We start from the raw sequence: 14224 nt of genomic DNA, 5'->3' as shown, positions 1-14224 counted from the left end.
GTATTATTACCATTTTATAACTTTACGCCTAATATGAATCTAGTCTATGATTTGACTGGGTAAATCATCCATGGATCGTATACATCGGGCAGTGAAAATCGACGGATTCAGAAGAGGGGACTTATTGAAGAGTGCGCAAAAAATACCTGAGTTTTATGACAGTAGCCTTACTATTTCTCTTGTTTGCCCATGAAGAGATCAGGGCTTCAAGCCAGAAAATGAATTTGACTATTTCTAACGGAGTAACCTATTACGGGGAATTGAAGAATAACAAGCCCCACGGGAAAGGCACCATGAGATGGGGACCCTACAAAGTGTACAGCGGGGATTGGTACAATGGTCAAAGATCCGGCTTTGGCAAGTACATATCGGATAGAGTCTCTGATCATACGATCATCGTCTATGAAGGTGAATGGAAAAACGATCGTCCGAATGGAAGCGGGATTCGCAAAGAAAGCAACCCCGAACTAGAATTCTATAGCATCTCAAAGGGTCTGTTTCAAGATGATGTCTTTACATCAGGTCATTCCATTGTGCAATCGATCGGCGAGATTTGGTTTGAATATCAAAATGGGAACACCTACTTGGAATTTTCCGTAATGGATAACGAGGATGCTGCTGTAATGCATTCCGAACTGACAGACGGTACCATTGAAATTCTGAAATATTACAAAAGAATAAAGTCAACGCCTGATTTCAGAGGATTCGAATATGCAAGGAGCGTAGAGGATTTCGGCAGTTCCTCCAGCGAAGGCATATACAGGCCCGGTGATTATGATCTGATGGAAATCTATACGGGGGTCCATCAATATTACGCTGGCGGGAAGTACTATAGAGCAGAGAATTATAAGAGCGGGAAACTGCTTTCAGCCAAAGACATACTGGAGAAGGGACAGTTCGATGGGAGCCTCCAAAAGAAAATCAAAGATCATAAACATGTCTTGCTACCCTATCTGAGCGAATTCTCAACACTATTGAAGGAGATTGAAAATGTCCCGGAGTCAACAGGCTGTCGCAATACCTCCACAAGCATATGCGGTTCCTTTCCGATTAAATTCGAGTAACCAACCGCAGTCCCTTAGGGACTGCGGTTATCTCCATGTTCATGACATACCTACAGCAGTTCAGCAGCGGCCACAGGCAGCAGGAACGCCCCAACAAACAGCGTGTCTGCCCGTTTCCATACGAAGGCCCTGAATCGGCTTCTCGGCGCCCCCAGACGGTATCCTCGCGCTTCCATGGAATCGGCTAGCCCGATAGCGCGGCGGAATGCGCCTGTCGTTACAGGCACCAGCAGGGCAATGATCAGCCGCGCCTTCTCTCTCAGCGGCCGGGACGACAGGTCGAGTCCCCGGGATTGCTGCGCCTTCCACAGACGTTCCGCCTCCTCGAAGATAGTCGGAATGAACCGAAGCGCAATGCCAAGCATCAGTACCAGGCGATCAGTCGGCAGACCGATATAGGTCAGCGGCTTCAGCAAGCTGCCGAGCCCCTGGGCCAGCTGCTCCGGTTGTGTCGTAAAGGTCAGCACCGCAGCCAGCATGATGAAGAGCGCCATCCGCGATGCGGATACGATGCCTTTTTCCAGTCCGCCCGCATACACCTTGAACGCACCCGCATCCAGCAGCTTGCTGCCCCCTGCATCATACAAGAGATGAAATACCAGAATGAACAACATCAGGAACATAAGCGGCTTCATGGCTCGTATGAAGTAGCGGTACGGAATTCCGGTACCTCGGATCACCGCGAGAGTAAACAGCAGCAGCGCGAGTGCACCCATGTACCCGTCCACCATAAACACGGCCACCATAAACAGCGGCATGGCCGCCATCTTGGCACGGGGATCCAGCCGATGGACCCAGGAATCGCCTTCCATGTATCGCCCCAGAATGATTTTTCGTTTCATGACTGCCCCTCCCTTCGCTTATGCCCTATGATTGTGATTCGAGAAGCCCCGCATACCAGGCCGCCAGGGCTGCTGCATCCGGCAGCATCTCCGGTGTCTCTATTCCCAGCTGCGCTGCAAGAGTACCTGCTATCCGTACCGAAGACGGAGCCATCAGACCCGCCTCCTCCAGTACCTCCTGCTTGTGCACCAGTTCCCGGGCCGTGCCTTGAAAAATAACCCGTCCGCCCTTGATTACCACGAAATCATCCGCATAGGATACAAGCTCCTCCAACCTGTGAGTAACAACGATCACCGTCTTCCCCTCCGCCTTGGTCAACCCATGCAGCCGCTGCATCAGATCCTCGCGGCTCGCAGGATCAAGGGATGCCGTAGGCTCATCCAGGGCCAGGATATCAGGATCAGCCGCCAATACAGCCGCCACGGCCGCCTTCCGCATCTGCCCGGAGCTTAACTTGAAGGGACTCTGTGCCAGCAGTGCCTCATCCAGCCCGACGAAGAAGGCTGCCCGGCGGACCGCTTCGGCGGCTTCCGCTTCACTCCATCCGAAATTAAGCGGCCCGAACAGCAAATCCTTCTCCACCGTATCCTCAAACAGCTGCTGCTCCGGATATTGAAACACCAGCCCCACTCTTTGCCGAAGCTTGGGAGGGATCTTCCTGCTGTCGCCTGATTCAAGGTTGAAATCCAGAATGCGAACCAGCCCCTCATCTGCCCGCATCAATCCGTTCATATGCTGAAGCATCGTGGATTTTCCCGAACCCGGTGCGCCGAGGACAGCAATCATTCGTCCTTCTTCCAGCTCCAGATTCAGCCCGTCCAGTCCAAGAATCGGGGTCATCCCCCGGTCCCGGTAGTGGTAAGATACCTCTTCGAATGATATAACCATAACGCCTCCTGCACCTCCTTCTCCCTGACAAGCTCACCGATATCGATCCCACGCTCTTTCAGCTCCCTGCACAGCTGAAGAGCAAACGGAGCCTTCAGCCTGCACCGCTGGAGCAGGTCCTCTCGCAGAAGCAGCTCCCTCGGACTGCCGTCTGCTGTCACCATTCCGCCATCCAATACGATCAACCGGTCGGCTTCAGCCATCTCCTCCACATCATGGGTGATGGAGATCAGGGTATACCGGCCATCTGCATGCATCGCTCTCATGGAATCCAGCAACTCGTTCTTGGACTTCTCATCCAGCATGGAAGCCGCCTCGTCCAGGACCAGTATGGAAGGCTCCATGGCCAGTACAGCAGCAATGGCGGACCGCTGCTTCTGTCCGCCGGACAGGGTTGCCGGATGGCGTTTTAACAGATGGACGATATCCAGCCGTTCCGCATAGGTCTGAATTCGATGCTGCATCTCTTCCCGGCTCAGACACAGATTTTCCAGGCCGAACGCGATATCGTCTTCCACGGTCAGGCCGACAAATTGATCGTCGGGATTGGCGAATACCATGCCGATATGGCGCCGAATGTCGCCCAGCGTACGGCCGCTTTGCTCCAGACCATCGATGAGAATGCGCCCGCGGCTCATGAGAAGCAGGCCGTTTAACAGCCGGATGAGCGTGGACTTCCCGGCCCCGTTCCTTCCGGCGATACAAACCCACTGCCCATGTGGAATAGCCAGCGAGACGTCCTTGAGCACATTCGTGCAGCCTTGTCCGTAGTACACATGCTCCAACAGGACGGCATGCTTTGATTTATCGATTGTGCCCATGCCCTTCGCCCCCTCCTTAGCTTTCCGCATGAAACATGCCAAACGGATCAATCCGTCTCAGGGATTCAATCAGATGTTTAGCAGCCCATCCGACAAAAATCCCCGTTACCACCCCTGCCCCGAGCAGGAACGGCAGGTAAAAGTATATTTTCGTTGTACCCAGTACGAGCGAGGCTGCCGTCAATTGGCCGATATTATGAGCTACGCCTCCCGCGATGCTCACGCCGGTCAGACTGAAATTGCTTCCGCCGAGCCGGAGCATGACATACATCACCAGGAAACTGCCCAGAGCCCCAAACATGCTGAACATAAAAGTCGAGAAACTTCCGAGTATAAAGGCGGTCAACAAGGTTTTTAGAACAATGAGCCACAGGGCATCCTTCCCCCCCAGACAGACCAGACAAGTCAGTACGAGAATATTGCCAAGTCCCAGCTTGGCACCGGGTATCGTAACCGCGAACGGAATCAATGCTTCCACGATGCCAAGCACCACCGATAATGAAGCACAAATGGCGATCACGATCAGTTTGCGCAGCGCATAGGGATCAGGAGACAACGGCATCGGGCTCACTTCCTTCAACTTGATCTCCGGTTACTTCTACAAACACGCGATTGGGCAAGCAGACAATGGTGTCATGGACATCATGGACGTGACCGAAGCCAACGCAGAGCTGGTCCGGACAATCCGACTCAACCATCTCGATTCCCTCGCGCGATATTCTCAGTAGGTTATGCCCCCGCTCTGTGCGGATTTCTATATCCTGCGGTTCCTCCGTAAGTGCCACCGTATCATAATGCTTGCCGTTCACCTCGATCATGGCATAGGTTCCTTTCGCCGTTCCGTCCTCTCCCATAAACCTGGACAATCCAAACCAGGCGACAACGGCTATCAGTACGAGCGCTATTCCAATATCTCCGCGTTTCATCAGCATCTCTCCACTCCGCTTTGCTTATCTTCATTATCAGGCCAACACCAAGTGCCAGAAATGATTTTTCTCACATTCAGCACGATAAGGGTCTGATACGCTGGAATCATCAGAATCGAAGAGGAGGAGGCCCTGCCATGTACCGCACGTTTTTTTCCTTCGGCAGTAAACTGGTCATGTCCGCCATCCTGTTAATAGGTTTAATAGGATGTGCGTCCACAACGGATCGGAAGGAAGCAGCCGTAAGCACTGCACCGGCAACCGAACGTTATTTTATATTCGACACGATTGTAAGCCTGCGTGTTTATGACGAACGGATGACATCCCAGCATTTCGATGAGGTGCGCGGACTGCTGGAGCAAATCGACCAACGAATGAACCGGCTGCTTGCAGGCAGCGAGATTGATCAGGTCAATCAGGAAGCGGGGGCTTCTGCTGTTAGCGTCTCAGAGGAAACCTTCAAGGTTGTTCAGACAGCCGTTGATTACGCAGCAGCTTCTGGCGGACATTTCGACCCGACCATCGGACCGATCGTCGATCTATGGGGGATAGACAGCGAGCATGCGGACGTGCCAGAGGATCGTAAATTGACTGCGGCAATGCAGAAAATTGACTACAAGAATGTGACCTTGGACCCGTCCTCACACGCCATCATGCTGAAGAAAAAAGGCATGTCGCTTGATCTCGGCGCAATCGCCAAGGGCTATGCCGCCGATGTGATCGCGGATTATTTGCAGCAGCAGGATTTCAAATCCGCCATTATCGATCTAGGGGGCAATGTCCTCGCGATGGGTGCAAAACCGAACGGTTCCCCCTGGAATATCGGTATTCAGGACCCCGGGGAACAACGCGGACAGCACCTGGGCACCCTTGAGGTCGTGAATAAAACCATTGTCACCTCCGGTGTATATGAACGGTTCTTCGAATCTGAGGGAAACGTGTATCACCATATTCTGAGCCCCTTCACCGGCTATCCGGTTGATAATGACCTGCTCAGTGTAACGATTGTGACCGAGACGTCCATGGACGCGGACGCCATGTCAACTTCCGTCTTCTCGCTCGGTCTTGCGGAAGGACGGCGGTTCATTGAGAGCCGGGACGATGCTGAGGCTATTTTTGTCACCAAGGACCATCAAATCTATCTCACCTCAGGCCTTACCGAAACATTCAATCGGACCAACGACGATTATCAGCTTGCCGAATAAGCTTACGGAAGGAGAAGATCGTATGAAACAGAATAGGGGCACCAGGTCCGATTCAAGGGATGGAGGGTTGTTTCCCGCGGGCACTTCCCTCGTCTACTCACCGCCGCATCTCGCTTTAATCCGAGAGATTGCGGAGCCTGTCCGATTGTTGGCCGGCGATTATTTATATCAGGAGAACGATCCTGCTGACCAGCTGTATTTTGTTCATCGGGGAAGCTTGAAAGTGTCCAAGCTGCTTGAAGGAGGACTGTCAGCGACATTGTCCCTTCATATCCCCGGCGATCTGTTCGGTGAACCCGACCCGTTCGGGCGAGCCGTCCATCAATTCGAAGCCAAGGCGCTGGAGGATAGCGAGGTTGGGGTAGTACCGCAGACGGAGCTGGATAAAATCATCCGCACCAACGGCGACTTTGCCCTGGAATTCATGGGCTGGATGGCGCTTATGCACCGCACGACACAGAGCAAATTGCGTGATCTGCTGCTGCATGGTAAATCCGGCGCATTATGCTCTCTGCTGCTCCGTCTGTACAATATGTACGGCACGAATGGAGCAGGCAAGGACAGCAGAGCCATAATCAGCAAGCGGATAACGAATCTGGAAATGGCGGAGATGATCGGTTCAACCCGTGAAAGCGTCAATCGCATATTGAACGAGCTCAAGGAACTGGGCGTAATTTCAACCGAACGGGGACGCATTGTTCTGAATGATCCCGAGTATTTGCGAAATATTTGCCACTGCGAGGAATGCCCCAAGGAAATATGCCGAATGTAACGAATAGCCTGAATGCCAGATTGGCAGCGATACCACCAACAAACCGGCGCTTCCTCGTGAAGCTGCCGGTTTGTTGTCATTGTCATGATAGCGGAATGAAATTTCCACATGAAAACAACGCTAATTAGTGATGTATTCTGACTCTTCCCTCGCACGCTATGATAGAGTGGGTCCACAACAGCAGCTAGCAGATCAGAACCTGCCCTGTGTATTTCTGATAGCGTTTCCAATTCAATTATGCATAGAAATGAGGTTTTGCCCCATGACGTATCCATTTCAAAATCCGGACCTTCCGCTGGAAGAGAGGGTGAATAGGATCAACCTGAACTGCATAGCAAGAATTCATCAGATGTGCTTATTTCCCGGCTCAATCACCAGATTATTTTGGAAGTATAAGACTTCTAATCATTCGTATGGTTATGAAAGATAAAAGCCGTCATCAATGGCCTGCCTATGAGCGCCAGATACAATCTGGTGGTCTTTTTAGTTTTTGCACTAGGAAGGTTTACATATTTACAAAATACAAAAAACACATTAGATTTCTTCCATCAGTATTTTATTAAAAATAACCCGTTGGAATTGATCATCAGCGGGTTTTCAAAATTCAATTTTTTAACATATAGATCAACCGATTTGACATACCAGGAAGATGACCGTCATTTGCTAAAACAGTCTTACATAAAATAAGACCCACCCACGCATTCACGTGACAGTAGGTCTTATTTCGAGTTTAGAGGAATTTCATCTATTAGTTCCGACCCCGTATTCTTAACGTTTCCTACTGCAGCAGAAACGGGGTAGGAACGCATTTAAGCTGCAGGGAAAGGAGATAACAGTTCTTGCCCTTACCCTTATGCTGCAGAATATTAAAAGCGACATAGATTAGTCCTGGTGTTCGATCCATTTTTAGGATTTGATAAAAATCTGGCCATCGTTGCATCAAAGTCTGGTTTACCGGTAGTTATATCACACGCCACAAATTCTCTGTCCAGAGTCGTTCCTTTACCAGTTGCTCTGGCGGCTGCTTGAGTAATTTGCTGGTATCGGATAACTCACATCATTTTGATGCCGTGTATATAATAACTTGCTCCTCTATATCTAAGATTCCCCTAATACCATCTATTTTCAATTCGGCAATGTGATCCTTTGCAGGTTCATTTAAAATAAGTCCGTGTTAAGAAAGATGAACTGCCTCAATAATACGTGTGGGGAAGTTCTGAATTTGTTGTTCTAGGATGCCAAGCGTCGTATTCGTCACTGGAGAAAATTGCACTCCCTTTTTTATTCAATATGAGGTTGTACAAATATAGAATTTATCAAATGTCGATGAGTCACCTCATACATATTACAAGTAAGATGTTAAAAGCGTGGAGGTGAGAAAAGTCTGAAAAAAATCAAAGCAATCCGGCGCACATGGCCGAATATCAGGCTGATTCAGAAAAAAATCAAACTTAATCGTAGGTTGATTCGGAATTTGAAGCGTGCGTTGTATCAAAACCGAAGGCATGCAGTTTTTAAAAGAAATAGGGATAAAGCAATAAGAAAAAGGAGGTTTTCAAATAAAAGAAAACAATGCAATCTTGTTCGCAATAAAAAATACATTAGAGGACCAATCGGTTTTCCTGGAGCCATCGGAGCAACGGGACCTACAGGTATAAGCGGTCAGCAGGAGGGAATAGGTTCAACTGGGGCACAAGGTACTAGAGGTGCGACAGGTGCGACAGGCATTGGACTCAGCGGGATTGTTCTCTTTGATCCTGCTACAAGTGGACTGTATTCCCAAGGACAAGTGGTCACTTATAACGGAAGCACCTATATTGCAAACGTTTCTTCACCTATAGGGATACCATCAGAATCGCCAGATTATTCCTTGATTGCAGAAGCAGGTGTCGGACTCAATGGAGTAATTCCATTTGATCCTGCATTAAGTAATAGTTATCCAGCGGACCAGGTGATTACCTTTAATGGAAGTACTTATTTGACGAATGTTGCCGATCCCGAAGGTTTACCCGGAATGTCTCCAGATTATATGCTACTCGCAGCAAGAGGAGATACGGGCATAACCGGGGCCACTGGTGCAACCGGGGTCACTGGAGTAACCGGAGCCACAGGCGCAACCGGCGCGACTGGCGTTACCGGAGCCGCGGGCGTTACCGGAGCTACGGGTATAACCGGGCCTACAGGTGCAACGGGAGCTACGGGCACAATTGGGGCCACGGGCGTAACGGGAGCTACGGGCACAACCGGAGCCACAGGTGCTACTGGAGCGACTGGCGTTACCGGGGCCACGGGCGTTACCGGAGCCACGGGCGTTACCGGAGCCACGGGCGTTACCGGGGCCACGGGCGTTACCGGCGCTACTGGCGTTACCGGAGCCACGGGCGTTACCGGAGCCACGGGCGTTACCGGAGCTGCGGGCACAATTGGGGCCACGGGCGTAACGGGAGCTACGGGCACAACCGGAGCCACAGGTGCTACTGGAGCCACGGGCGTTACCGGAGCTACGGGCACAACCGGAGCCACGGGCGTTACCGGAGTCACAGGTACAACCGGCGCCACGGGCATAACCGGAGCCACGGGCGTTACCGGAGTCACAGGTGCAACTGGAGTGACTGGCGTAACTGGAGCTACGGGCATATCGGGAGCCACAGGTGCAACTGGAGCGACTGGCGTTACCGGGGCCACAGGTGCTACTGGAGCCACAGGCGTAACGGGAGCTACGGGCACATCCGGAGCCACGGGCGTTACCGGAGCCACGGGCGTTACCGGAGCCACGGGCGTTACCGGAGTCACGGGCGTAACGGGAGCTACGGGCGTAACGGGAGCCACGGGCGTTACCGGAGTCACAGGTGCAACTGGAGCGACTGGCGTAACCGGGGCCACGGGCATAACCGGAGCCACGGGCGTTACCGGAGCTACGGGCACAACCGGCGCCACGGGTACAACCGGAGCCACGGGCATAACCGGCGCCACGGGCGCAACCGGGGCTACGGGCACAATCGGGGCCACGGGCGTTACCGGAGCCACTGGTGCAACGGGAGCGACTGGCGTTACCGGAGTCACAGGTGCAACCGGCGCCACGGGCGTAACGGGAGCTACGGGCGTAACCGGAGCCACGGGCGTTACCGGAGCCACTGGTGCAACGGGAGCCACGGGCGTTACCGGAGCCACTGGTGCAACTGGAGTCACTGGCGTAACGGGAGCCACGGGCGTTACCGGAGTGACTGGCGTAACAGGAGCCACGGGCATATCGGGAGCCACTGGTGCAACTGGAGCGACTGGCGTTACCGGGGCCACGGGCGTTACCGGGGCCACGGGCGTTACCGGGGCCACGGGCGTTACCGGAGCCACGGGCGTTACCGGGGTCACTGGTGCAACGGGAGCGACTGGCGTTACCGGAGCTACGGGCACAACCGGCGCCACGGGCGTTACCGGGGCGACTGGCGTAACCGGAGCCACAGGTGCAACGGGAGCTACAGGAGTATTCCAGCAATTTCAAGTATCCGTGAATACTCCTAACACCTCTGGGAGCTCTGCAATTTTGCTAACTGCAGCACCGACAACGCTTAAAACAATTACCGTTACGTCCATTCCTGCAGGGAGCAGGGTATGGTTAACAGGAATAGTTGGTTGGGAGGCGACTGCAGGAACCTCTTCTATTCAGTTACAGATTCTTCGTGGAGCAACTGTTATCTTCAGTACGAATGCCCATGCTGCAGCCAATAGTGCGTTTGCAACAACAAACGTTAACCACGTAGATACAACACCAGGGACTGGAAATGTCACGTATTCATTAATTGCTGTAATGTTAGTGGGAACCGGTACGGCAGTAGGCGGAATAACTTTTACAGGCTCTTTAATCAATCCTTAACAAAGTGAACAAGGAGATTGTTTTGGGCATTGAGTGATGGTTTATAAAATTGCTTGTGAAACAGCTTACGCTTCAGCGGTAACAGCAGCAGTGGCAACAGCTCTGCAAGAGATGAATGCAATTATAGATGCAAAGACAGATGTTAACCATTTTGAGTTTAATCGTTTTATCGTTCAAGAAGGTCGTCTGACAGAAGCATTCCGCTTCGAAACTCAGCCTGGCGGTACTGCCATCATGAAGTCCTGGGAAGTAAATCAGCAAGCTTTAATTCGGGCGGTGCATGCAGCCAATCCGAATACGGTAGTCGTCATCGTCGGCGGGTACCCGTTTGCCGTGAACTGGGAGCAGGAGCATGTGCCGTCCATCGTCTTTACGTCCCATGCCGGTCAGGAGCTGGGGTATGCGGTCGCCGACGTGCTGTACGGGGATTACAATCCGGGTGGACGCTTGAATATGACGTGGTACCAATCCAGCGAGCAGCTTCCGGATATAATGGATTACGACATCATCAAAGGAAAACGGACCTATCAATATTTCGAGGGGAATGTGTTGTACCCGTTCGGTCACGGTCTCAGCTACTCCCACTTCAGCTATAGCGGCCTGGCGTTAAGCCAATCGAACATCCGGGCCGATGGCCAAGTGACCGTCACGCTGGTTGTGAAGAATGAAGGTCATCTGCCCGGCGATGAGGTCGTTCAGCTGTACGTAAAGGCTGATTCCTCTCGTGTCATCCGACCTCTCAAAACCCTGAAAGGCTTCCGCCGCATTCACCTCCAGCCAAACGCTTCGGAAACGGTAAGCTTTGAGCTTAAAGCGGGGGGACCTGGCCTTCTGGGATGTCACCCGTGATCGCTACTGTGTGGAGAGCGGCAGCTACACCCTCATGGTCGGACCGTCCTCCGGTCAAGTAGCTGAGACGGCCGTTCTTCAAATCGCAGGTGAAACCATTCCACCACGTTCCCTGCTGGAGCCCGTTCGAGCCGTGAATTATGATGACTATCAAAATGTCTTCATAGACGAATGCCGTGAAGGCGGCGAAAGCATACGTATGGCTGGTGATTCGGGATGGATCGCTTTCCATGACGTGAGCTTCGATGAAGCCTTCACCGCATTTGAGGCCAGGGTGAGCGGACACATCAAGGGCGGCGAAGTCATCGTAAGAACAGGCAGCCCCGACGGTCCCGAGGCCGGGAGCTGCAGGGTCCCTCCTACCGGAGGACGCCAAGCCTGGACAACCGTCAAGGCTCCTCTGACAGGATTAGCGGGAAGGCACAACGTATTTCTTGCCTTCACCGGCGAGGTACAGATCAGTTGGTTCCGTATAACATAGACTGTAAAAAATGGTAGCGGTAATTCACCCAGCATGCATATAACCAGTCCTGCTAACATGACATAGTTATCGGCTGATATCTAAAGAACATCTGATCCTCTTTTTTATAAGGGGGCAGGTGTTCTTTTTTGTTAGAATGAAATAATTCTGTATCCATAGAAGCAATTCAAAAAATATGAACCCTTTGCAACGGTCATTTGTTTATATAACATAACGCGAAGAAAGGAGTGCCTTGGATTGACGGAACGCGAGTTATTCGATGCTTATAACAAGGACGTGTACCGCACCTGCTACTACATGCTGCGGAACGCACAGGATGCGGAAGATCTCTGCCACGACGTGTTTGTCACCGTATTTCGTCAGGAATGGAGAAACGTTGAGCATACACGCGCCTGGATCATGCGTATCACGATGAACCACTGCCTGAATTTACTTAGAAGGAATCAGACACAGCGGGAAAAACAAAGCCAGGTTCAATGGCTTCACGAGCAGACCACCGCATCGGTTAAATCCGTAGACACCATCGTATTGGAAAAAGCGGCAACAGCCGAATGGGAGAAACTGCTGAATCAGCTTCCGGACAAGCTGATGGCTGTCATTACGCTCCGCTACATCGGCGAGCTGTCGATGACGGAAATCGCCGAAACGCTGAGGATTCCTGTAGGAACAGTTAAATCAAGGCTTCACAAAGCACTGAAAATCATGCGTAAAAAACTCGAACAAAATCACAGCATTTGGTTGAAGGGAGAGAAACAATATGGAACGCATTGAGAACAATCTGAAAGAACAAATGAAGGCAGAGAAGACCGCGCCCTACCCGGATTTTGACCGGATGTGGAGCAGTATTCAACAGGATGAGCTGCGGGTCGCAGCCCGTGATGCGGCTGCACTTCGCCCTCGAAAGCGAAAGCAAATCGCCATCGTGGCAGGGATATCCGTTGCATTGATGGCTACGCCGGTATATGCAGCCCTGTCCTACGATTGGTCCAGCCTGCTCTCCTACCGAGCAGGTATCACAAACGCCCTGGAGCAGGGCCTTGGTCAGACGATTGAGCAATCCGTTACGAAGGATGGCGTAACCTTAACCGTGCACACGGCGTTTATCGATGACAACCGGACTTTCCTGCTCTACAGTCTGGATCCCGGATCATCACGGATGGGAGAGCAAGCAGGATTTGATCATATCGGGATGAAGGATCACATGGGCAACCCCATTGAAGGTAATTATTCCCACCAGTGGAATGAGGAGCTTGGTGTATTCCAGGGTTATTTTGAGACCGATTGGGTTGCGGATGGGAAGACGGCTGACGTTGAATTTTCACTGGATAATATCCGCTTTACGGGTGACGGGATGCATTCCATCAGCTTCGACCCGAACAACCCCAATACGCAGGAGTTCCAGGTTCAGAAGGACGGTATTGGCAGTATGACCCTGCAGTCTTTCGATCAATCCGGTGGAAATATGCTCCTGAAATCAGCCATTACGTTCACGGATCCTGAGATGAGGCACCGAAGCTGGGTGCGGATTCAAGCCCTTAATGACAAGAACGAGCCTATTAAGGAAGCCGAGACCCCTGTCTTCGGGACACCTGGTGCTTCTGGAGAATACTTGAGTCAACAAATATTCAAGTCGAACTCCATACGCGCTCAGGGTGTCCAGTTCCAGCTGGCTTACGACCGCACGCTAGGAACCGCTGAAGGCACATGGAGCTTGAATTTGGCCCTGTCCAAAAAACAATTAGAAAACGGATCATTTAAGGAGACTCTGAATATCCCGCTGGATCAGGTGCCTGGCGGAACGAAGATTCATGAAATGATTGTCACGCCAACGCAAGTGCGATTGATCTTGACCCACAAAGAGAAGTACACCCGCGTTCCTTATATGGATTATCAGCTGGATGTTGGCGGGACACTGCTCAACGGAGGTATATGGTATAAGTCCGGTTCATCCAACCAAACGGAGCTGCGGTTTGAAATGACCGGACTGGATGCAGCCTCTCTTACTAAACAACCTGTGTCCTTGATCGCCAAGCACCGTGTCGACGAATTTGCCGGCGACAAGAATCCGATCAAACTGACCGGCATCTCAGCGGAACATCAAAGCTTGACCACCACTATCGCGGGGTATCCGATCACATGGACCTACTACATGAAGGAGAATCATCTCTATGTGGAATCCTTGAGCTCCGATCCGGCGTTTGGCGGTATCAATCAAACCTATTATTTGGATGGTAAAGACCGGAGCTATGGGATGCCGGCCATGATCGGGATGCTTGGCAATGAGAACAATAAACATATGGACGTGTATGAGAATTTCGATCAGACTGAGCTCGATATTTACATTTCGAACTACACAACCCACAATCGAAACGACGCGCTGCGCGTTCCACTTAAGGCTGGGCAATAACCTATATAGCACACGTTATCGCTGAGAAAATAACAAGACAAAGAAACCCGCTTAGATGGACTTGAGCCGTGCCCCGCAGCGAAAGGCGCTTCTGTGA

The 14224-nt window shown here is 51.8% G+C and carries 13 protein-coding genes; 8 read left to right on the top strand and 5 right to left on the bottom strand.

Annotated elements, in window-relative coordinates; translation table 11 throughout:
* Positions 1-131: 131 nt before the first annotated feature.
* Positions 132-1064, top strand: coding sequence for an MORN repeat-containing protein (locus M2277_RS09765; protein WP_006207766.1), 933 nt, complete (start codon positions 132-134; stop codon positions 1062-1064).
* 50 nt (positions 1065-1114) lie between these two features.
* Here the strand turns inward: M2277_RS09765 and M2277_RS09760 are convergent, their stop codons facing one another.
* From M2277_RS09760 to M2277_RS09740, 5 genes are read right to left on the bottom strand one after another with little or no spacing between them, the layout of a single operon-like run.
* Complete coding sequence (locus M2277_RS09760) at positions 1115-1906, bottom strand: energy-coupling factor transporter transmembrane component T family protein (protein ID WP_280754667.1); 792 nt, start codon at positions 1904-1906, stop codon at positions 1115-1117.
* Positions 1907-1931: 25 nt separating this feature from the next.
* On the bottom strand, positions 1932-2795 hold the full coding sequence (locus M2277_RS09755) for an ATP-binding cassette domain-containing protein (protein WP_006207764.1): 864 nt from the start codon (positions 2793-2795) through the stop codon (positions 1932-1934).
* On the bottom strand, positions 2744-3616 hold the full coding sequence (locus M2277_RS09750; protein WP_006207763.1) for an ATP-binding cassette domain-containing protein: 873 nt from the start codon (positions 3614-3616) through the stop codon (positions 2744-2746). Before M2277_RS09750 ends, M2277_RS09755 begins: the two co-directional genes overlap by 52 nt.
* Positions 3617-3632: 16 nt before the next feature.
* On the bottom strand, positions 3633-4178 hold the full coding sequence (locus M2277_RS09745) for a Gx transporter family protein (protein ID WP_006207762.1): 546 nt from the start codon (positions 4176-4178) through the stop codon (positions 3633-3635).
* Positions 4162-4542 carry a NusG domain II-containing protein gene (locus M2277_RS09740; protein WP_006207761.1) on the bottom strand — a complete coding sequence of 127 codons (381 nt, stop codon included), beginning with the start codon at positions 4540-4542 and terminating at the stop codon, positions 4162-4164. The genes M2277_RS09745 and M2277_RS09740 overlap by 17 nt, the downstream gene beginning before the upstream one ends.
* Before the next feature lie 137 nt (positions 4543-4679).
* Here M2277_RS09740 and M2277_RS09735 point away from each other — a divergent pair, with 137 nt between their 5' ends.
* From M2277_RS09735 to M2277_RS09705, 7 genes are all read left to right on the top strand, one after another.
* Positions 4680-5747: an FAD:protein FMN transferase gene (locus tag M2277_RS09735; protein WP_006207760.1), complete on the top strand. Its 1068-nt coding sequence runs from the start codon at positions 4680-4682 to the stop codon at positions 5745-5747.
* Positions 5748-5769: 22 nt separating this feature from the next.
* A complete protein-coding gene (locus tag M2277_RS09730; RefSeq protein ID WP_006207759.1) occupies positions 5770-6519 on the top strand; it encodes a Crp/Fnr family transcriptional regulator in 750 nt (249 codons plus the stop codon).
* A gap of 1978 nt (positions 6520-8497) precedes the next feature.
* Positions 8498-10390, top strand: a complete 1893-nt coding sequence (locus M2277_RS09725) for a hypothetical protein (protein ID WP_348537774.1) — start codon at positions 8498-8500, stop codon at positions 10388-10390.
* 36 nt (positions 10391-10426) lie between these two features.
* Positions 10427-11239: a glycoside hydrolase family 3 C-terminal domain-containing protein gene (locus M2277_RS09720; RefSeq protein WP_234972767.1), complete on the top strand. Its 813-nt coding sequence runs from the start codon at positions 10427-10429 to the stop codon at positions 11237-11239.
* Entirely contained in the window at positions 11193-11720 is a 528-nt protein-coding gene (locus tag M2277_RS09715; protein ID WP_231887979.1) for a carbohydrate-binding protein, read from the top strand. The genes M2277_RS09720 and M2277_RS09715 overlap by 47 nt, the downstream gene beginning before the upstream one ends.
* 237 nt (positions 11721-11957) lie before the next feature.
* Positions 11958-12491, top strand: a complete 534-nt coding sequence (locus M2277_RS09710; RefSeq protein WP_006207756.1) for an RNA polymerase sigma factor — start codon at positions 11958-11960, stop codon at positions 12489-12491.
* On the top strand, positions 12478-14127 hold the full coding sequence (locus tag M2277_RS09705) for a DUF4179 domain-containing protein (RefSeq protein WP_006207755.1): 1650 nt from the start codon (positions 12478-12480) through the stop codon (positions 14125-14127). The genes M2277_RS09710 and M2277_RS09705 overlap by 14 nt, the downstream gene beginning before the upstream one ends.
* Positions 14128-14224 lie beyond the last annotated feature (97 nt).

The organism is Paenibacillus sp. LBL (assembly GCF_029893715.1).
Taxonomy (GTDB): domain Bacteria; phylum Bacillota; class Bacilli; order Paenibacillales; family Paenibacillaceae; genus Paenibacillus_AQ; species Paenibacillus_AQ glucanolyticus.
This window is presented reverse-complemented; position numbering and strand designations above follow the sequence as displayed.